This window comes from Streptomyces sp. NBC_01520, from assembly GCF_045040375.1.
In the GTDB taxonomy this organism is placed as follows: Bacteria; Actinomycetota; Actinomycetes; order Streptomycetales; family Streptomycetaceae; genus Streptomyces.
In genome coordinates this window covers 4,007,187-4,026,687 of sequence record NZ_CP109404.1, presented here as the reverse complement: position 1 = coordinate 4,026,687, position 19,501 = coordinate 4,007,187, and the positions used below count along the sequence as shown (strand labels likewise).

At 71.5% G+C, this 19,501-nt stretch carries 15 protein-coding genes; 8 read left to right on the top strand and 7 right to left on the bottom strand.

Annotated elements, in window-relative coordinates; genetic code table 11:
- Nucleotides 1-161 precede the first annotated feature (161 nt).
- The 7 genes from pdhA to OG524_RS17995 all read left to right on the top strand — a co-directional run bounded on the left by pdhA (nt 162) and on the right by OG524_RS17995 (nt 8,900).
- Nucleotides 162-1,322 carry a pyruvate dehydrogenase (acetyl-transferring) E1 component subunit alpha gene (gene pdhA, locus OG524_RS18025; RefSeq protein WP_405389806.1) on the top strand — a complete coding sequence of 387 codons (1,161 nt, stop codon included), beginning with the start codon at nt 162-164 and terminating at the stop codon, nt 1,320-1,322.
- A complete protein-coding gene (locus OG524_RS18020; protein WP_405389807.1) occupies nt 1,319-2,350 on the top strand; it encodes an alpha-ketoacid dehydrogenase subunit beta in 1,032 nt (343 codons plus the stop codon). The genes pdhA and OG524_RS18020 overlap by 4 nt, the downstream gene beginning before the upstream one ends.
- A complete protein-coding gene (locus OG524_RS18015; protein WP_405389808.1) occupies nt 2,350-3,738 on the top strand; it encodes a dihydrolipoamide acetyltransferase family protein in 1,389 nt (462 codons plus the stop codon). Before OG524_RS18020 ends, OG524_RS18015 begins: the two co-directional genes overlap by 1 nt.
- Before the next feature lie 246 nt (nt 3,739-3,984).
- Nucleotides 3,985-4,860, top strand: a complete 876-nt coding sequence (locus OG524_RS18010) for an NTP transferase domain-containing protein (protein ID WP_405811055.1) — start codon at nt 3,985-3,987, stop codon at nt 4,858-4,860.
- Between the two features lie 284 nt (nt 4,861-5,144).
- On the top strand, nt 5,145-6,650 hold the full coding sequence (locus tag OG524_RS18005; RefSeq protein WP_405812475.1) for a molybdopterin-binding protein: 1,506 nt from the start codon (nt 5,145-5,147) through the stop codon (nt 6,648-6,650).
- Complete coding sequence (locus OG524_RS18000) at nt 6,608-7,774, top strand: potassium channel family protein (RefSeq protein WP_405389811.1); 1,167 nt, start codon at nt 6,608-6,610, stop codon at nt 7,772-7,774. The genes OG524_RS18005 and OG524_RS18000 overlap by 43 nt, the downstream gene beginning before the upstream one ends.
- A gap of 112 nt (nt 7,775-7,886) precedes the next feature.
- Nucleotides 7,887-8,900, top strand: coding sequence for an NAD(P)H-quinone oxidoreductase (locus OG524_RS17995; RefSeq protein WP_405389812.1), 1,014 nt, complete (start codon nt 7,887-7,889; stop codon nt 8,898-8,900).
- Nucleotides 8,901-9,027: 127 nt separating this feature from the next.
- Here the strand turns inward: OG524_RS17995 and OG524_RS17990 are convergent, their stop codons facing one another.
- The 6 genes from OG524_RS17990 to OG524_RS17965 all read right to left on the bottom strand — a co-directional run bounded on the left by OG524_RS17990 (nt 9,028) and on the right by OG524_RS17965 (nt 16,543).
- Entirely contained in the window at nt 9,028-9,576 is a 549-nt protein-coding gene (locus OG524_RS17990) for a bacterial proteasome activator family protein (RefSeq protein WP_405389813.1), read from the bottom strand.
- 104 nt (nt 9,577-9,680) lie between these two features.
- Nucleotides 9,681-12,536, bottom strand: a complete 2,856-nt coding sequence (locus OG524_RS17985; protein ID WP_405811052.1) for an ABC transporter permease — start codon at nt 12,534-12,536, stop codon at nt 9,681-9,683.
- Nucleotides 12,533-13,297: an ABC transporter ATP-binding protein gene (locus OG524_RS17980; RefSeq protein ID WP_405811050.1), complete on the bottom strand. Its 765-nt coding sequence runs from the start codon at nt 13,295-13,297 to the stop codon at nt 12,533-12,535. Before OG524_RS17980 ends, OG524_RS17985 begins: the two co-directional genes overlap by 4 nt.
- 128 nt (nt 13,298-13,425) lie before the next feature.
- Nucleotides 13,426-14,046: a PadR family transcriptional regulator gene (locus OG524_RS17975; protein WP_405811048.1), complete on the bottom strand. Its 621-nt coding sequence runs from the start codon at nt 14,044-14,046 to the stop codon at nt 13,426-13,428.
- Nucleotides 14,047-14,107: 61 nt separating this feature from the next.
- Complete coding sequence (locus OG524_RS17970) at nt 14,108-14,653, bottom strand: hypothetical protein (protein ID WP_405389817.1); 546 nt, start codon at nt 14,651-14,653, stop codon at nt 14,108-14,110.
- Between the two features lie 249 nt (nt 14,654-14,902).
- A complete protein-coding gene (locus tag OG524_RS17965) occupies nt 14,903-16,543 on the bottom strand; it encodes a protein kinase domain-containing protein (RefSeq protein ID WP_405811046.1) in 1,641 nt (546 codons plus the stop codon).
- Between the two features lie 292 nt (nt 16,544-16,835).
- Here OG524_RS17965 and OG524_RS17960 point away from each other — a divergent pair, with 292 nt between their 5' ends.
- Entirely contained in the window at nt 16,836-18,440 is a 1,605-nt protein-coding gene (locus tag OG524_RS17960) for a protein kinase domain-containing protein (protein ID WP_405389819.1), read from the top strand.
- A 12-nt stretch (nt 18,441-18,452) separates the two neighbouring features.
- On the opposite strand, the gene OG524_RS17955 is transcribed toward OG524_RS17960, so the two are convergent.
- The gene (locus OG524_RS17955; RefSeq protein ID WP_405393157.1) at nt 18,453-19,448 is read right to left on the bottom strand and encodes a phosphotransferase; all 996 of its coding nucleotides are present in this window, start codon (nt 19,446-19,448) and stop codon (nt 18,453-18,455) included.
- Between the last annotated feature and the right edge of the window lie 53 nt (nt 19,449-19,501).

Here is a 19,501-nt window from a genome sequence, read left to right as displayed (position 1 = left end):
GAGAACCGTTTGTCCACAGGCTGACGGTGCCTGTAGCCAAATTGCGCTGACGACCGAACAATCGGTAGGTGAGGCACACCACACCGGTGCCCCGCCCACGCTTCGACATTCCTGCGGTTTCGACACCCCTCGATATATCCCGATGCCAGGAGGTGCTTGTCATGACGGTCCAAGAGCTGCCCGGCGCAGCCGCCTACCGGCCCACGCCACCCCCGGCCTGGAAGCCGCTCACCGACCCGGCGCCGCTGCTCCCGGACCCCGAGCCGTACCGCGTGCTCGGTACGGACGGTGCGGCCGGAGCGGACCCCGAGCTCCTGCTGCGGCTCTACGCCGAGCTGGTGCGCGGACGGCGGTACAACGCCCAGGCCACCGCCCTGACCAAGCAGGGCCGGCTCGCGGTGTATCCGTCGAGTACCGGGCAGGAGGCCTGCGAGATCGCGGCGGCCCTCGTGCTGGAGGAGCGCGACTGGCTCTTCCCCAGTTACCGCGACACCCTCGCAGCCGTGGTGCGGGGCCTGGACCCGGTCGAGGCGCTGACCTTGCTGCGGGGGGACCGGCACACCGGGTACGACCCGCGTGAGCACCGCATCGCCCCGCTCTGCACCCCGCTGGCCACCCAGTTGCCGCATGCCGTCGGCCTGGCGCACGCGGCGCGGCTGAAGGGCGACGACGTGGTGGCGCTCGCCATGGTCGGCGACGGCGGCACGAGCGAGGGCGACTTCCACGAGGCACTGAATTTCGCGGCCGTCTGGCGGGCCCCGGTGGTCTTCCTCGTACAGAACAACGGCTTCGCGATCTCCGTGCCGCTGGCCAAGCAGACAGCCGCGCCGTCCCTCGCCCACAAGGCCGTGGGGTACGGGATGCCGGGCCGGCTGGTCGACGGCAACGACGCGGCCGCGGTGCACCAGGTGCTCGGTGAGGCGGTGGCGCGGGCCAGGCGCGGCGAGGGGCCGACGCTGGTCGAAGCCGTGACGTACCGCATGGACGCCCATACGAACGCGGACGACGCCACCCGCTACCGGGTCGACAGCGAGGTGGAGGCGTGGCGCGCCCACGATCCCATCCTGCTGCTGGAACGGGAGCTGATTGGGCGCGGGCTGCTGGACGAGGACGGGATCAGGACGGTGCGGGAGGCGGCGGAGCGGATGGCGGCCGGTCTGCGTGAGCAGATGAACGCCGATCCGGTCCTCGACCCGATGGACCTGTTCGCCCATGTCTACGAAGAACAGACTGGGCAACTGCGTGAGCAGGCCGCCCTGCTGCGGGGCGAGCTGGACGCCGAGCACGCGCACGACGAGACCGGCGCGGAGGAAGGGCGATGACCACTGTTGCGGCGGCGGCCGGTGAGCAGACCGACAGGGCCAAGCCGGCCACCATGGCGCAGGCCCTCGGGCGCGCGCTCCGCGACTCGATGGCCGAGGACCCGAGCGTGCACGTCCTCGGAGAGGACGTCGGCACGCTCGGCGGGGTCTTCCGTGTCACCGACGGCCTGGCCAAGGAGTTCGGCGACGATCGCTGCACGGACACGCCGCTGGCCGAGGCAGGAATCCTCGGTGCGGCGGTCGGCATGGCGATGTACGGGCTGCGGCCCGTGGTGGAGATGCAGTTCGACGCGTTCGCGTATCCGGCGTTCGAGCAGCTGATCAGCCATGTGGCCAAGATGCGCAACCGCACCCGGGGCGCCATGCCGCTGCCGATCACGGTGCGGGTGCCGTACGGCGGCGGGATCGGCGGGGTCGAGCATCACAGCGACTCCTCGGAGGCCTACTACATGGCGACGCCCGGCCTGCATGTCGTCATGCCGGCCACGGTCGACGATGCGTACGGGCTGCTGAGGGCGTCGATCGCCTCCGACGATCCGGTGGTGTTCCTGGAGCCCAAGCGGCTCTACTGGTCGAAGGCAGCATGGTCTCCGGACGCGCCTGCGGCGGTCGAGCCGATCGGGCGTGCCGTTGTCCGCCGCCCCGGGCGTAGCGCGACTCTGATCACCTACGGGCCCTCCCTTCCTGTGTGCCTGGAGGCCGCGGAGGCCGCCACGGCCGAGGGCTGGGATCTCGAGGTCGTCGACCTGCGGTCGCTGGTGCCGTTCGACGACGAGACCGTCGCCGCGTCGGTACGGCGCACGGGGCGTGCGGTGGTCGTCCACGAGTCCTCCGGCTTCGGCGGTCCGGGCGGCGAGATCGCGGCCCGGGTCACCGAGCGGTGCTTCCACCACCTGGAGGCCCCGGTGCTGCGGGTGGCCGGGTTCGACATTCCGTATCCGCCCCCGATGCAGGAGCGGCACCACCTGCCGGGCGTGGACCGCGTGCTCGACGCGGTGGCCCGTCTTCAGTGGGAGGCCGAGAACTGATGGCGCAGGTACTCGAATTCAAGCTGCCGGACCTCGGCGAAGGGCTGACCGAGGCCGAGATCGTGCGCTGGCTGGTGGAGGTCGGCGATGTCGTCGCCATTGACCAGCCGGTCGTCGAGGTCGAGACGGCCAAGGCGATGGTGGAGGTGCCGTGCCCGTACGGGGGTGTGGTGACGGCGAGGTTCGGTGAGGAGGGGGCGGAGCTTCCGGTCGGGGCTCCGCTGCTGACGGTCGCGGTCGGGACGGAGCCGGGGACGGGACAGCCGGCCTTCGGCACGTCTTCCGGTCCGGCCTCCCGTTCCGGCGCCGAGAAGGAGACCGAGTCGTCCGGCAACGTGCTGGTCGGATACGGCACAGCCGCACCCGCCGCCCGCCGGCGCAGGGTCAGGCCCGCCCCGGTCACGGCTGCGGCTCCCGTGGCGGTCGCGGCCCCGGCTTCGGCCCCTCCCCCGGTTCCGGCTGCGGTCGCCGGTGCCCATGAGGCGCGGGGGCCCGTGGCGGTCGTCTCTCCCCTGGTACGGAAGCTCGCGCGGCAGCACGGTCTCGATCTCCACACGGTCGTGGGTTCGGGGCGGGACGGGCTGATCCTGCGCACCGATGTCGAATCGGCGATCAGGGCCACGGACGAGGAGCTCTCGGCTGCGGTACCACCTGTGGCCGAGGGTCCGGCTCCTGTCGCGGCTTCTGCAGGCGAGCGCATCCCACTGCGCGGGGTACGGAAAGCGGTCGCGGAAAAGATGGCGCGCAGTCGACGGGAGATTCCCGACGCCACGTGCTGGGTCGACGCCGATGCCACCGAACTGATGGCGGCGAGGGCCGCGATGAACGGTGCCGGTGGATCCGCCACGGCGCCCAAGGTGTCGGTACTCGCTCTGTTGGCACGCATCTGCACGGCGGCTCTGGCCCGGTTCCCCGAGCTCAACTCCACCGTGGACACCGAGGCCAGGGAAATCGTGCGGCTGCGGGAGGTCCACCTCGGCTTCGCCGCCCAGACGGACCGAGGTCTGGTCGTCCCGGTCGTACGGGACGCGCACTCCCGGAACGTGGAGTCGATCGGAGCGGAGATCGCCCGGCTGACCGAGGCGGCCCGGGCGGGGAAGCTGACCCCGGCCGAGCTGACCGGCGGGACCTTCACGCTGAACAACTACGGGGTGTTCGGAGTCGACGGTTCGACACCGATCATCAACCTTCCGGAGGTGGCGATGCTCGGTGTCGGCCGGATCGTGCCCAAGCCCTGGGTGCATCAGGGGGAGCTGGCGGTGCGCCAGGTCGTCCAGCTCTCGCTCACCTTCGATCACAGGGCGTGCGACGGCGGCACGGCGGGAGGCTTCCTCCGGTACGTGGCCGACTGCGTGGAACAGCCCGCCGTGCTTCTGCGCACCCTGTAGCCGCGTCTGGCACGTGAATGCGGTGCGTGACGCGGTGTCCGGATGCCACGTGTGCCTGCGGACGCCGGGAGACCGGCCGGGGCAGTCGGCCGGTCTCCACGGCGGGTGCCCGTTCACAGGGGTTCCGCCGCGGCCGGGTGCTCAGGGTCCCGGTCGCTCCCCGGCAGGGTTCTCCGCCGTGGTCTGGGGGTGAGTAGTTCCGCCCCGGCGGAATCAGCTGAGGCGGACGGCACGCATACTCGGGGCATGACCGCGTATGACGCCATCGTTCTTGCCGGAGGGGCCGCGAAGCGGCTCGGGGGAGCCGACAAGCCAGGACTCCGCGTGGGTGGCCGGGCACTCCTCGACCGGGTGCTCGCCGTCTGTGCCGATGCCGGGACCACCGTGGTGGTGGGCGGGCGCCGTCCCACCGTGCGCCCGGTCGTCTGGACGCGTGAAGTTCCCGAGCGTGGAGGCCCGTTGGCAGCGCTGGGGGCCGGGGTGCGGCACACGACCGCGGAGAGGGTTCTCGTACTCTCCGCGGATCTGCCGTTCCTGGGGGAGGCGACGGTCCGTTCGTTGCTGGCTGCCGCGGGAACGGGAGCCCACGAAGGTGCGTTGTGCAGGGATCCCGACGGGCGGGACCAGCCGCTGGTCGCGGTCTATCGCGGCGAGCCGCTCCGGCGGGAGCTCGCACTCCTCGCCACCGAGCACGGCAGTCTCGCCGGTCTGCCGCTGCGGTTGCTGACGGCCGAACTGGACCTGGCGCGAGTCGAGGCCGACCACCTTGCCTCGTTCGACTGCGACACCTGGGAAGACATTGCTGCCGCCAGGGCCCGGATCAGGGAGCATGGGACCGTGCTGGATGAATGGATCACCGCAGTCAAGAACGAACTGGGCATCGAGCTCGACGTCGACACCGGCGTCCTCCTCGACCTCGCCCGCGATGCGGCGCACGGCGTCGCCCGTCCCGCCGCGCCGCTGACCACTTTCCTGGTCGGGTACGCGGCGGCGATGGCGAGCAGCGGGAAGAGCCCGGAAGTCGCGGCCGAAGCGGTTGCGGAGGCTTCCCGTAAGGCCACCGCGCTCGCGCTCCGGTGGGAGGAAGAGACGGCGACCGGTAGCGGAACCGGCTCACCATGACGGCCCCCGGAGGTGGGGCCGACGGGCCCTTGCCCGCAGGCGGACGGGACCGCCGATCGGACGCTCCGGCCCCGGCCCTTGCTCAGACCCAGGCTCAGGTCCCGGCATCGAGCGCGGGCCCGTCCGGCCGGCCTTCGTCGCTGACGGCCGCAGAGACCCGGGCGGCCCAGGAGCTCGGATCGGCCCAGGAGCTCGGATCCGCCCAGGAACTCCGGACCGCCCAGGAGCTCGGATCGGCTCAGGAACTCCGGACCGCCCAGGAGCTCGGATCGGCTAAGCAGCGACTGTCGACCGAGGCGAAGCGGGCGGCCGAGGAGAAGCAGTCGGCCGAGGCGGAGCGGGCCGTCGAGCAGGCCCTCGCCCTCGTGGGGCGCCAGGCGCAGGCCGGGCACCTCCCGCCGGACCGGGCCGACGGAACAGCCAGGCCTGCCAAGCCCTCCCGACCTGACGACCCGTCCAACCGGCCCACCTTGCCGTCGACGGGCGAGACCCCCGGCCCCCTCGGCGCTCCCCAGGGAACCCCGCATCCCCCGGGCCGCACACCGAAGGCACCCCCGACGCCGACGGCCCACCGCACTCACGCCACACCCTGGAGCGACGCGCGCGCCCTGGCCGAGCGACTCGGCCGGGCCGCCCCCCGTACCGCTCACCGGCTCCCCCTGGACCGGGCGCTCGGACACGTCCTGGCCGAGGCCGTCGTGGCGCTCACCGATCTGCCGTCCTTCGACACCTCCGCCATGGACGGCTGGGTCGTCGCCGGGCCGGGCCCCTGGAACGTACGGGAGGGCGAAGGGCTCCTCGCGGGACGTGGAGCCGCGCAACCGCTCCTCGACGGCGAGGCGGTACGCATCGCCACCGGCGCCCGAATCCCGGCCGACGCCACCGCCGTCATCCGGAGCGAGCACGCACGTACCGACGTGACCGAGGGGCTGCTCCACGCCACCCGCGAAGTCGTCCCCGGTCAGGACATCCGGCCCCGCGGCCAGGAATGCCGGTCGGGCGACATGCTCCTGCCCGTCGGAACTCTCGTTACCCCGCCCGTTCTCGGGCTGGCCGCCGCCGCGGGGTACGACGCCCTCGTCGCCGTACCCCGGCCTCGGGTGGACGTCCTCGTGCTCGGCGACGAGCTCCTCACCGGCGGGCTTCCGCACGACGGGCTCATCCGGGACGCCCTGGGGCCGATGCTGGGCCCCTGGCTCCGGGCGCTGGGCGCCGAAGTCACCGCCCCCCGACGCCTCGGAGACGACGCCGGCGCGCTCCGGGAGGCTCTCGCCGCCTCCGACGCCGATCTGATCCTCACCACGGGCGGGACCGCCGCCGGCCCCGTCGACCACGTCCACCCCGTCCTGGCCGAGACCGGGGCCGAACTGCTCGTCGACGGGGTGGCCGTGCGCCCCGGCCACCCCATGCTCCTGGCCCGGCTCGCCGATGACGGTCCCTACCTGGTCGGGCTGCCCGGCAACCCCCTGGCCGCCGTGTCCGGACTGCTCACCCTGGCCGAGCCGTTGCTCCGCGGGATCGCCGGACGGCCCGCTCAGGATCCGTACCGTGCGCCCGTGCAGGAAGCAGTGCACGGACATCCGCACGACACCCGCCTCGTTCCCGTGGTTCACCGTGCGGACGGTGTCGTCGCCCTGCACTACAACGGCCCTGCCATGCTGCGGGGGATCGCCGCCGCGGACGGGCTGGCCGTTGTGCCGCCGGGCGGGGTACGGTCCGGCACCGAGGTGGAGATCCTCGATCTGCCGTGGGCCTCGGTGACGCCCTGGACGGAAGGGTGTTTCACGTGAAACTTCCCGGCCAAGATGCGATGGCCAGGCGCGCGGACGAGCACATCGTCCCGACCCGGGTGCTCCTGCCCCGACGAGTGGTCGACAGACCGCTGCGCCAGGTGGCCAAGCGCCTGGCGATGGCTCTGACCGTGATGGCCGTCACCGTGTTCATCGTCTGGGCGGACCGCGGCGGCTACCACGACAACGCCGATGGGAAGGTCGACTTCCTCGACGCCGTCTACTACGCGACGGTGACGCTGTCGACGACCGGATACGGCGACATCGTCCCGTACAGCGACCCGGCCCGGCTGATCAACGTCGTGCTGGTGACGCCGCTGCGTGTGCTCTTCCTGATCATCCTGGTCGGCACCACCCTCGAGGTCCTGACGGAGCGGACCCGGGAGGACTTCCGGCTGAACCGTTGGAGAACCAACTTGCGTGAACACACCGTTGTCGTCGGCTTCGGCACCAAGGGCCGCTCGGCGATCCAGACGCTTTGTACCACCGGTCTGAAGAAGGACCAGATCGTCATCGTCGATCCTGCGGGCAAGGTGATCGAAGCTGCCAACGCCGAAGGGTTCGTCGGTGTGCTGGGCGATGCCACCCGCAGTGATGTGCTGCTGAGGGCCGAGATCCAGAAGGCGCGTCAGATCATCATCGCGACCCAGCGCGACGACACCGCCGTACTGGTGGCGCTGACCGCGCGTCAGCTCAACAGGGGAGCGAAGATCGTCGCCGCTGTGCGGGAGGAGGAGAACGCTCCGTTGCTTCGGCAGTCCGGCGCCGATGCCGTCATCACCAGCGCGAGCGCGGCCGGCCGTCTGCTGGGTCTCTCCGTCCTCAGCCCGAGTGCGGGCACGGTGATGGAGGACCTCATCCAGCAGGGCAGCGGTCTCGATCTCGTCGAACGGCCGGTGATAAAGGCCGAGGTGGGCAAGAGCGTCCGGGAGACCGACGACCTGGTGGTCAGCGTGCTGCGGGGGCACCGGCTGATGGGGTACGACGATCCGGCGGCCAGTCCGCTGCAGTTGACGGACCGGGTGATCACGATCGTGCGGGCCTCACCGATCCACGCTCCGCAGGCGAACCACCTGCCGCAGCCCAACCAGCGTTCCCGGAAGGACGGCGGCTCGCAGGCCTGACGGTGATTCCCCGGAAGGACGGCGGCTCGCAGGCCTGACGGTGATTCCCCGGCCTGACGGCGGCTCGCAGGCCTGACGGCTGTCGGGAGCCGCACGGAGTAGCCTCGCGGCCATGCATGCGATCACGATCCCCGAACCCGGTGGCCCTGAGGCGCTCGTGTGGGCAGAGGTACCCGATCCCGTACCAGGCGAGGGCGAGGCCCTCGTCGAGGTCGTGTCCAGCGCGGTCAACCGGGCCGACGTCCTGCAGCGGCAGGGCTTCTACAACCCACCGCCCGGTGCCTCCCCCTACCCCGGCCTGGAGTGCGCGGGTCGCATCGCGGCCCTCGGCCCCGGTGTGACCGGGTGGTCGGTGGGTGACGAGGTGTGCGGGCTGCTGGCGGGTGGCGGGTACGCGGAGAAGGTCGCCGTACCGGTCGGCCAGCTGCTGCCGGTACCCGACGGCGTGGACCTGGCGGTGGCCGCAGCGCTGCCCGAGGTGACCGCGACGGTCTGGTCCAACGTCTTCATGGTGGCCCACCTGCGCCCCGGCGAGACCCTGTTGGTGCACGGCGGGTCCAGCGGCATCGGCACGATGGCGATCCAGCTCGCGAAGGCCGTCGGCGCGCGTGTCGCGGTGACCGCCGGCGGCCCCGAGAAGCTGGCGCGTTGTCAGGAACTCGGCGCCGACATCCTCATCGACTACCGCGAGCAGGACTTCGTCGAGGAACTGCGCAAGGCGACGGACGGAGCGGGGGCGGATGTCATCCTCGACATCGTCGGGGCGAAGTACCTGGACAGGAACGTTCGGGCCCTGGCCGTGAACGGCCGCCTCGCGATCATCGGTCTCCAGGGCGGCGTCAAGGGCGAGTTGAACCTGGGCGCACTGCTGAGCAAGCGGGCCGCCGTCACGGCCACCTCCCTGCGCGGACGCCCGCTCGCGGAGAAGTCCGCGATCATCGCCGCGGTACGGGAACACGTCTGGCCGCTGATCGGCGAGGGCGTCGTCCGTCCGGTCGTGGACCGTACGATGCCGATGCCGGACGCCGCGGAGGCCCACCGGGTGCTGGAGTCCAGCGCCCACATCGGCAAGGTGCTCCTGCTCGCCCCGAAGGCCACCGCCCCGAAGGCCACCGCGAACGCCTGACACACGGCCCGACACAGAAGCGGGATACGCGCGGGGGCCCGGCACACATCACGTGTGCCGGGCCCTCGCGCGTACTGCTGTCGGTGCAAACGAAGAAGGGGTGACAGGGGCGAATCAGAGGGGGTGGTTACAGATACGGACCGGAGCGCGCCGGGCCGTGCGGGTCCGTGCCGCCTTCGTCGTCCTCATGGCCCGAACCCGGTGGAAGGGCGCGGCGCATCTGTTCCAGCTGCGCACGGGCGGCCATCTGCTGGGCGAACAGCGCCGTCTGGATGCCGTGGAACAGGCCCTCCAGCCAGCCGACCAGCTGGGCCTGCGCAATCCTCAGCTCGGCCTCGGAGGGCACGGACTCCTCGGTGAAGGGCAGCGAGAGCCGTTCCAGCTCCTCCACCAGCTCCGGCGCCAGACCGTCCTCGAGCTCCTTCACCGAGCTCTGGTGGATCTCCTTGAGCCGGACCCGGCTCGCCTCGTCGAGAGGAGCCGCCCTGACCTCCTCCAGAAGCTGCTTGATCATGCTGCCGATGCGCATGACCTTCGCGGGCTGTTCGACCATCTCCGTCACCGGGACCTCGCGCGACTCGTCGTCACTGCCACCGCCGCCGATAGCCATTCCGTCCTGTCCCACCACGAGGACCTGGGGGTGCTCCTGCGACCGGTCATTCCTCGGCATCTCCATGCCGCCATTGTCTCGTACACCTGCTGCACATCACGTTGGTGCCCCCGGAAAGGGATGATCCACCCTTTCCGGGGGTATCGGAGCGGCCGGTCGGCGGTGGTCCGTCAGCCGGCGCGGCGAGTGAGTGTCAGTCGCTTCCCGGCGAACGTGGCGGCGAGCAGCCCGGCCAGCACGGGTACGACCAGGGCCAGCAGCCCGATGGTCTCCCACGGCAGCACGATCGGCGTGTACGCGGAGTTCATGGGCTCCGCGCGCATGGACTCCATCGCGTCACGCAGGTCGATCAGACGCAGTGACACCGCGGGCACGACGCCTGCCACCGTGCCGAGCAGTACACCCGTGAGTGCGACCACGAGACACTGGAAGCCGGAGAGCGAACGGCGTACTCCTGGTGGTGCGCCGACCGCGCTGAGCGTGGTGAGGTCGGCCTCCGCGTCGGCCTTGGCAAGACCGGTCGTGATGGCGGCGGCGCCCAGGGTCACCACACCCGCGAACAGGGCGAGGATCAGCAGGACCACGTCCTCGTCCCGGGAGCTCGGCCCCTGTTCCGACTGGAGGTAGGCGGAGTTTCCGACTTGTGCGAACGCCGCCCGCAGCGCCTGCTGTTCGGCTTCCGTCGGGGGGTGCGCGACGGTGTAGAAGCTGCCGTGGTCCTGGGTGTGCAGTCCGAGCCGGTCCGCCGTGCTCTGCGGCATGATCATGCGGATCCCGGGGGTGGCGGCGTACCTCGCGGGTGCGACGTACACGTCCAACCGCTCCGTGGTGGTCCTGGCCCTGCCCGGGTGCAGCTTCCGGTTCTCCTTGTCCTGCCTGTTGTACGTGTGGACGGCCTTCAGGGTGACCCGGCCGTCCTTCGCGTAGGCGGGGTTCAGCAGCACCGGTGTGCCGTTCGCCAGTGCCCTGGCCGCCCCGGGATCGTCGATCTTCGCGTACGAGGTGAGCACGGCGGTGTCCCCCACGACGATCTTGGCGGGGCCCGAGTTGAACGAGTACGCCTGGGTGTACTCGTCGACGCACGCGGGGGAGCTCATCAGTTTCTTGTGCGCGTCGGCGGAGAGCTCTTGGGCCAGCTTCCGGGCCCCTGGCCCCTGGAGCGGGCAGCTGTGGCCCTTTCCGGTCGGTTTGACCAGCTCGAGCGTGCCGCAGCCGTCCTCCTCCTCGTAGTAGACGGCGCAGTCGGAGCCGACCCAGACGCGTCCGAAGTCGGCACGGCCGCCGCTGACGGCCAGATTCTGTTCGACTGCGGCACGGGCGAGGGGGAGCTGGCCGGCCCCGGACTCGGAACTCACGAGCGCCGCCGTGCCGGGCGTGAGCATGGGAACGTGGTCGTACGCGTGCTCGGCCGTCACGCTGGTCGTGTACGTGGCGATGGCCACCGTGCCCGCGACCGCGGCCATCACGGCGGCGACCGCGGGTGCCGTGCGTCCCCGGTTGCGGGCGGCGTCGCGCAGTGCCATCCGGGGGGACAGCGGCAGCCGGGAGCCGAGCCGGCCGAGGAAGCCGACGATCACCGGGATGCAGGCGAGCACCCCGAGCTCGGCGACGATCGACCCGCCGGCGACCAGCGTCGTGTCTCCCCCGGTACCGCCGACGACGGCGACCGCGATACCGCCCGCCAGAGCCACGCAGCCCACGACGGGCAGGACCCGGGAGCTCCGGCGCGTGCCCCGGCGGCCGGTGAGCGATTCCAGCACGGACTGGCGGCCGGCCACGATCGCGGGGGCCAGCGCCGCCAGAATTCCGGTGACGAAGCCGATCAGGGCGATCGCCAGCAGTTCCTGGAAACGGATTTCGAGCGCGCCGAAGCGGCTCTCGGTCCAGCCCTCGATCATCGGACGGAACAGGACGGTCAGCCCGAGACCGCCGGCGACACCGGCCACGGCGCCGAATCCGCCGAGCACCGCACCCCCGGCCAGTACCACCGCCCGTACCTGGCTGCGGTCACCGCCGCAGGTGCCGAGGAGACCGAGCTGCCTGCGCGAGCGGCGCGCACCGACCGCGAACGCGGGGCCCGCCAGCAGGACGACCTCCAGGACCGCCATGGCGACGACGGTCACGACGGCCGCGCTCAGCTCCGCCGAGTTGTCGGGAAAACCGGGGCCTGCGCGTGCGGCCAGGGGCACCTGGGAGTCCGGCGGCGGGTCGAGGGCCACCTGGCGGGACAGGGCCAGCACGCCCTTCTTGTTGGCCGCGAGCACGTCCGACCAGGTGACACCGGCCCCGCCCGCGCCCTGGACCAGCCACTTCGTGTCACTGGGATTGGGCGGGACGACCTTGTCGTCCCGGGCGGCCGCCGCCTTCCACGGTGCGACGACCGCACCCGGTTCGGCGTACAGCGCGCTCCTGCCGAGGCTGCTGTGCACCTCGACGCTGCCGGTGATCGTGTACGTCTGCCCGGGTCCGCGCAGTGTCGTGCGGGAGCCGATGCCCAGCGCGGCGGCCTCCAGGAAGCGTTCGGTCGCGACGACCTCGTCCTTGCCGTCCGGGTACGTCCCGTCGACCAGGTCGAGCTTGCCGCGGACCGCCGGGTCGGAGGTGCGCAGCTCGACGATCTCGATGTTGGCGATCCCGTGCCGGGTGGTGACGGTGGCGGGCACGGACTGCTCCGTGACGTACCGCGATCCCTTCGGGAAGGCGCCCGGTACGTCGACCGGCTTCGCGGTATTGCTGTCCGGCTGCGGCGCTCCGGGCGGAACGTCGTAGGTCCTGAGGTCGGGCAGTTGCTCGACCTGGACGGGCCCTATGCCCGCCGAGCTGAACACGGCGTCCGCCGACCCCATCGTGGCCGTCAGTTCCTCGGCGGCGGTCGGTGTGGAGCTGCGGTACGTGACATCGGCGGCCGTCACACCGAGGACCGGCAGGGCGATCATCGCGACGACGAGCGAGCTGCGGCCCTTGGACCGCAGCGCGTCGCGCCGGGCGATCCGGAATGCGGCCCGCCACCCCGGGAGGAAGCTCACTGGACACCTTCCGCGGTCAGCAGCGATTCGGCGCCGGAGGACAGCGTCTGGTCGACGATCGTCCCGTCCCGGAGGAACACGACCCGGTCCGCCCACGCCGCGTACCGCGGCTCGTGCGTCACCATCACACCCGCAGCGCCCTGGTCGCAGCGGTTGCGCAGGAGAGCGAGGACGGATTCCCCGGTCTCGGAGTCGAGCGCCCCCGTGGGCTCGTCGGCGAGCACGAGGCGCCGGTCGCCGACGAGGGCACGGGCGATGGCGACGCGCTGTTGCTGGCCGCCGGACATCTCGTCCGGGAAGCGGTCGGCGATCTCGGTGAGACGCATCTCCTTCAGTGCGGCCATCGCCTCCTTACGCGCCTTGCGCACGGCGACACCGTCGAGCTCGCGCGGCAGGGCGATGTTCTCCGCGGCCGTGAGGGCGGGGATCAGGTTGTAGTCCTGGAAGACGTAGCCGACGCTGCGGCGGCGCAGGGCGGCGACGCCCTTGGGGCCGAGCGCGGAGATGTTCTGGCCCTCGACGACGACCTGGCCGCCGGTCGCGGTGTCGAGACCACCGGCCAGGGTCAGCAGGGTGGACTTGCCGGAGCCGGAGGGGCCCATCACGGCGACGAGCTCCCCGGCGCGCACGGAGAGGTTGACGCCGCGCAGGGCGTGCACCTCGGCGATACCGGAGCCGTGGGTGCGGGTCAGCGACTTCAGTTCGAGGACGGGCGTGTCCACGGGCGGACCGGAGGACGGGGACGGGACGGACGAGGACATGACGGGTTACTCCCCCTGGGAAGGGCATGCGGAAGCCGGGCGGGAACCGCGGCGCGGTCGTTCTGCCCGCGGTCCGCCTGTGCGGTCTGTGGGCCGGGGCGCGCGATGTGAGCGGCCGCCCCGGTGGGTCAGTGCCGGTTACGGAGCCGGGAAGCCGCTGTACGGGCTCCAGGCCGGCCCGTGGACGACCCGGACGGGGCAGGCTCGGTGGCGGCGGCCTCGGCGAGGCGGACGAGGCGGGACTCGCAGTGGTCCAGCCACCGGGCCTCCGCCTCGGCCTGGAAGATCAGCTGCTCCACCACGAGGAGCCAGGCGACCTCGTCGCGGTCGGAGGGCACGTCGGCGAGCGCCTGGGCCTTCAGCCGTGTGTAGTCCTGCATGGCCTTCAGCGTGTGGCCGCGCTGGGCCTGGATCACGGCCCGGATGTCCACGCCGGGCGCTCCGACCGCCATCGCCAGCTTGATCGCCAGCTCGTCACGGGGCGGACTGCTGCGGTCGACCGGGGTCTCGAACCAGCTCCGCAGCTCGGTGCGGCCGTCGTCGGTGATCGAGTAGAGCGCGTGGCCCGCGTCGTCCTCGCCGTCCTGGACGACCATGCCGTCGCGTTCCAGACGGCTGAGGGTCGTATAGACCTGGCCGACGTTCAGCGGCCAGGTGGAGCCCGTACGGGACTCGAACTCGGTGCGGAGCCGGGAGCCGTACCGAGGCCCTCGCTCCAGGAGGGCCAGCAGCCCGTGACGAATCGACATACTGAGTATGTATACCGAGTATGTTGCTGAACGCAAGTGCCTTGGCCGGTAGTTCACGCTGTCAGTTCACGCGGCGCATACGGAACGCCAGGAACCCCAGCCCCAGGCCCACCAGGGCGATTCCGCTGCCGAGGGACACCTGCTGGACCTGCCGCACGGCGGGCTCGTCCAGTGCCTGCCGCTGCCGGGCGGTGCGGCCCGGTTCGGGGAACGCGTCGGGCGGAGGAGTGAACGCGGGCACCCTGCCGGGGTCCGCCTCGGGGGACGCCGCTTCGCCGGGGTCCGTCCCGGGCGGCACCTCGTCGGCCGAGGCCTCGGAGTCGGCGAGCTCCGTCGGCGACAGCGACCGACCGGGCCGCGCCCGGCCTTCCCCGGCCGGCCTTCCGGCCAGGGGGGACCCGGACTCCTCCGCCGAAGGCGATCCCGAAGGCGATCCCGAAGGTCGGTCCGACGGGCCGGGTGCGGGGCGGACCGAGGTCGGCCGGCTGTCCCCGTACGCCCCGTACGCCCCGTACGCCCCGGCCGACGGCCCGAGTGCCACTCCGGCCGCCATCACCAGACAGGCCACGCATCGGGACGGCCGCGAGGCCAGGGGTCCTGGGGGCATGAGATCAGCGTCACACGCCCCGATACGTCCGGCATCCCGGCGGCAGCCGACCACGCGAGCCGGCGGGCGGGCCGGTCATGAACGGGATGAGCCGCGAACAGGGCCGGTCACGAACGGGCAAGCCGCAAACAAGGCAGGTCACGCACGCGACCATCCGCGAACGCGATCACGAACCACCCGGTACACGAACCACCCGGTACACGAACCACCCGGTACACGAACCACCCGCCGGGTCGCCCGCGTGTGACGTCAGGCCGGGTCGCCGGTGGAGACCTTCAGCTCGAAGTGGGCACCGCGCTCCGACACAGCCGTGCCGGCGGACGGGAACTGGCCGACGACCTGGCCTTCGGCGTACGTGTTGCCCGGCTCCGCGATCTCCTTGACGGTCCAGCCCGCGGCGAGGGCGCATTCCTTCGCCGAGAGGATGTCCTTGTAGACGAAGGTCGGCGCCTGCACCTTCTGCGGGTCGTCCGTGTCCTCCGACGCGTCCGTGCACTTCTCGGTGTCCATCGTCCGGTTGCGCTCCGGCGGCCTGTGCTCACCCGCGACGGCCGATTCGCCGGTGCTCGGGTCGTTCGTGCCGGGGTCCGAGTCGTCGTCCATGGACAGGAAGCCGATCAGGCCGCCGATCGCCACCAGGGCCACCACGATCGAACCCACGATGACCGGGAGGTTCCGCTTGGAACCGCCGCCGCTGCCGCCCGTGACCGCCGTGGACTGGGGGGACATCGTGTAGGGCGGCGGAGTCCGGTGGGCGAGGGGCGCCTGGGTGCCGTACGGCTGGGCCGCCTGCGGGTAGCCGTAACCCGGCGTGGGTGCGGGGGTCGGCGAGGCGTAGGGGCCCGGCTGCTGGTGGGTTCCCGGGTACGCCTGGTAGGGCGTCTGCACGCCGTGTGGTGCCGGAGTGGTCTGGTCGACGGGCGGGAAGACCGCCGAGCCGACGCCCGAGCCGCTGTTCGCCGGTGTGCCTCCGCCGATGATCACCGGAGCACCCGCGTGGCCGCCCGCGTGCAGCACACGCGCGATCTCGTCCTGCATCGCCGCGGCGCTGGGAAAGCGCTCGTTCGGGTTCTTCTTGAGCGCGCGTGCGACGAGTGCGTCCATCGCGGGCGTGATCGAACGGTTGATGCTGGACGGCGCGACCGGCTCCTCCTGCACATGCGCGTACGCGATGGCGAGCGGCGAGTCCGCGTCGAACGGGATGCGTCCCGTGAGCAGTTGGAAGAGCATGATGCCGACCGAGTAGAGGTCGGACCGCGCGTCCACACCGCGGCCCAGCGCCTGCTCGGGGGAGAGGTACTGGGGCGTGCCGACGACCATGCCGGTCTGGGTCATCGAGGTGACGCCCGACTGCATGGCGCGGGCGATGCCGAAGTCCATGACCTTCACGATGCCGCGCTTGGTCATCATCACGTTGCCGGGCTTGATGTCGCGGTGGACCAGGCCCATCTCGTGGCTGGTCTCCAGGGCGGCGAGCACGTCGGCCGTCACCTTGAGCGCCTTGTCGGCCGGCATCGCGCCATGGGTCCGGATGTCGGCCTGGAGCACGGAGCCGAGCGGCTGCCCCTCGACGTACTCCATGACGATGTACGGCATCAGCGCGCCGCCGAGCTCGTCCTCGCCCGTGTCGAACACCGAGACGATGTTGGTGTGCTGCAGCTTGGCGACGGCCTGCGCCTCGCGCCGGAACCGCTCGCGGAAGGACTGCTCGCGTCCCAGCTCGGTGTGCAGCGTCTTGATGGCGACCTGGCGGTCGAGTGCGGAGTCGTACGCGAGATAGACGGACGCCATCCCGCCTTCGCCGAGCAGGTCGCGCAGCTGGTAGCGGCCACCGGCCACGGAACCGCCCGCGTAGCGCCCCTGTGCGCCGTGTGCGCCGTCCTGGCTCATGACTTGCTCCCCCTTGGCGCCCACGGACGCGATGATCCCTATTACAGGCCAAGTCTGCCCGAGGGGTCCGACACGTCAAGCCAGGTGCCCGTTCCGTGACCCTACGCACAAGAAGCGTCTCGGAAGCGTTACAGGAACCGCATGGAATTTGCGTGTGCGGCGCGCCAGCCGATTGGATGACCCGTCCCGCTCGGAACAGGTGGGTCCGGCAGAGGCTGTAGCGTGACGTGTCAATGCAGCAAGGCACCGTGAGAACCCGCGGACGCGCGGACAGAAATGACGGCGAGGACTGATGGCACCCGGATCCGAAGCAAACGGCGGCGGAGTTTCGGATGGCACCGACTCCTGGGGTGTCGACGGCGTGGTCGGGGACGGCCGTTACCGCATGACACACCGGCTCGGCCGCGGCGGCATGGCCGAGGTCTTCGCCGCGGAGGACGTCCGTCTGGGGCGCACGGTCGCGGTGAAGCTGCTCCGTTCCGATCTCGCCGAGGACCCGGTCTCCAAGGCCCGCTTCACGCGCGAGGCGCAGTCGGTCGCGGGGCTCAACCACCATGCGATCGTCGCCGTGTACGACTCCGGCGAGGACGTCGTGGGCGGCGCGACCGTGCCGTACATCGTGATGGAGCTGGTCGAGGGCCGGACCATCCGCGACCTGCTGATCAGCGCGGAGGCACCGCCGCCCGAGCAGGCGCTGATCATCGTCTCGGGCGTGCTGGAAGCGCTCGCGTACTCGCACCAGCACGGCATCGTGCACCGTGACATCAAGCCGGCCAACGTGATCATCACGCATTCCGGCGCGGTCAAGGTGATGGACTTCGGCATCGCCCGTGCGCTGCACGGCGCCCAGTCGACGATGACTCAGACCGGCATGGTCATGGGCACGCCCCAGTACCTCTCCCCCGAACAGGCACTCGGCAAGGCGGTCGACCACCGTTCCGACCTGTACGCCACCGGTTGCCTGCTCTACGAACTGCTCGCTCTGCGGCCCCCGTTCACCGGCGAGACCCCGCTCTCCGTCGTGTACCAGCACGTCCAGGACATCCCGGTCCCGCCGTCCGAGGTCGCCGGGAGCGTGCCGCCGGAGCTGGACGGCATGGTCATGCGCTCCCTCGCGAAGGACCCGGACGACCGGTTCCAGAGCGCCGAGGAGATGCGCGGCCTCGTCCAGTACAGCCTGCAGATGCTCCAGGTCCAGGGCGGGCACACGGGTACCTGGAACACCGGCCCGGTCGTGCTGAACGACAACGGCCACACGGCCGCGATGAACATCGGCGGCGGTACGGCGGCCATGGGGCATCCGATGCACGGGGACACCTCGCAGGGCCCGATCCTGCCGCCGATGAACCCCGACGACGGCGCGTACGCCGGCGGCCACCACAACGGCGGTGGCCGCGGGAAGATGTGGCTGTTCGTCCTGCTCGCCCTCATCGCGATCGGCGCGGGTGTGGGGTTCGCCATACAGGCGGCGAACAACAGCGGGGACAAGAAGACGCCGACCACCCCGTCCACCTCAGCCTCCCCGTCCGCGACGGAGTCCTCGCCGGAACCGACGGACGACGAGACCGAGGAGACCGAGGAGCCGGACAGTTCCACGGGCGGTCAGAACTGGCCGACCAAGGAGCCGACCTGGACCCCGTCGGACACCCCGACCGAGCCGAGCGAGGAGCCGACGGACACCCCGACGTCGCCGGACCCGGGCACCAGCGAGGGCGGCGGCACGACGACGGACGGCGGAACCGGCGACGACGGCGGCACCGATGACGGCGGCACCGATGACGGTGGAACCGGTGCCGACACGGGAACGACGACCGAGGGGACCACGGCGGGAAGCCCCGCCGGTACCTCGGCGGGCGCTGCCGCCGGCACCACCACCACCGGCACCACCACCTCGTAGCCGCCACGGCCCTCACCCCGTGAAGGCGTCGCTCACCGCCTCGTACTCGCGCGTCCACCACACCGCCAGGGCCGACACCGCAGGGAACTGCGGGTCGGCCCTGCGGTCGTGCAGGCGGTAGCGCCAGCGCAGTATCCAGAAGTCGTTGAGCCGCTCCCACCACACCCGGTGCACCGCGGCGGCCAGTTCGGCCGCCCCGGCGCCGGCCGACCGCCGGTAGGCGCGGGCGTACGCCCGCACCTTCTCCAGGGCCAGTTCACCGTCCGGCCGCACGAAGAAGATCGCCGCGGCCCGCACCGCCTCCTCCGCCCGCGGCTGCACACCGAGCCGGTCCCAGTCCACGATCGCGACCGGGTCGGCGCCCCGGTAGAGCAGGTTCAGCGGATGGAAGTCGCCGTGCACCCAACCCCTCGCGGGCTCCCCGGGCGTCGGCGGGCGGCGGTGGGCGTGCTGTTCCAGCAGGGCGCGGCGCTCGACGAGACGGTGCACGGCGAGCTCGTCGAACGCGTCCCGGGGACCCATGGCGCGCGCGGACGCCAACAGGTCGTCGATCAGGGCGAACGTGTCGGCGGGATCGGGGCTCTGCCCCCGTACGGGAGGCGGCGGGTCCGCCTCCATGACCTGCTCCAGACCCGTGTGTACGGCACCGAGGAGCGCACCGAGCCGTTGCGACCCGGCGGTCGTGAGCTGGGCGCCGTCGCGGTGCAGGCCGTCCACCCAGGGGTGCAGGGCATAGCGTTCCCCGCCGATCACCGTGACCGTGTCACCCTCCGTGTCCGCGAGGGGCGGGGCGACCGGCACGCCGAGGGAGTGCAACTGCTGGGTGGCACGGTGCTGCCGGACGATCGTGTCGTGGTCACCGCTGGCGTCGTCGAGGTGGTGCTTGTCGAGGTGGTGCTTGAGAAAGTACGAGCCCCGGGTCGTGGAGACCCGGTAGCCGTGGTTGAGCAGGCCCTTGGTGAGGGGCTCGCAGGCGAGAGGTTCACCGGCGCCCGGGTAGCGGCGCATGACCTCGCCGACCGGAGGAACAGGTGGAAAGGTCACAGATGAGCGCAGCACTC

Coding starts and splice junctions, on each gene's coding strand:
- OG524_RS17955 (WP_405393157.1), bottom strand. CDS start 19,448: ATGCGCCGCTACCCGGGCGCCGGTGAACCTCTCGCCTGCGAGCCCCTC.
- OG524_RS17995 (WP_405389812.1), top strand. CDS start 7,887: ATGCATGCGATCACGATCCCCGAACCCGGTGGCCCTGAGGCGCTCGTG.
- OG524_RS18020 (WP_405389807.1), top strand. CDS start 1,319: ATGACCACTGTTGCGGCGGCGGCCGGTGAGCAGACCGACAGGGCCAAG.
- OG524_RS17970 (WP_405389817.1), bottom strand. CDS start 14,653: ATGCCCCCAGGACCCCTGGCCTCGCGGCCGTCCCGATGCGTGGCCTGT.
- pdhA (WP_405389806.1), top strand. CDS start 162: ATGACGGTCCAAGAGCTGCCCGGCGCAGCCGCCTACCGGCCCACGCCA.
- OG524_RS17990 (WP_405389813.1), bottom strand. CDS start 9,576: ATGGAGATGCCGAGGAATGACCGGTCGCAGGAGCACCCCCAGGTCCTC.
- OG524_RS17965 (WP_405811046.1), bottom strand. CDS start 16,543: ATGAGCCAGGACGGCGCACACGGCGCACAGGGGCGCTACGCGGGCGGT.
- OG524_RS18010 (WP_405811055.1), top strand. CDS start 3,985: ATGACCGCGTATGACGCCATCGTTCTTGCCGGAGGGGCCGCGAAGCGG.
- OG524_RS17975 (WP_405811048.1), bottom strand. CDS start 14,046: ATGTCGATTCGTCACGGGCTGCTGGCCCTCCTGGAGCGAGGGCCTCGG.
- OG524_RS17960 (WP_405389819.1), top strand. CDS start 16,836: ATGGCACCCGGATCCGAAGCAAACGGCGGCGGAGTTTCGGATGGCACC.
- OG524_RS18015 (WP_405389808.1), top strand. CDS start 2,350: ATGGCGCAGGTACTCGAATTCAAGCTGCCGGACCTCGGCGAAGGGCTG.
- OG524_RS17980 (WP_405811050.1), bottom strand. CDS start 13,297: ATGTCCTCGTCCGTCCCGTCCCCGTCCTCCGGTCCGCCCGTGGACACG.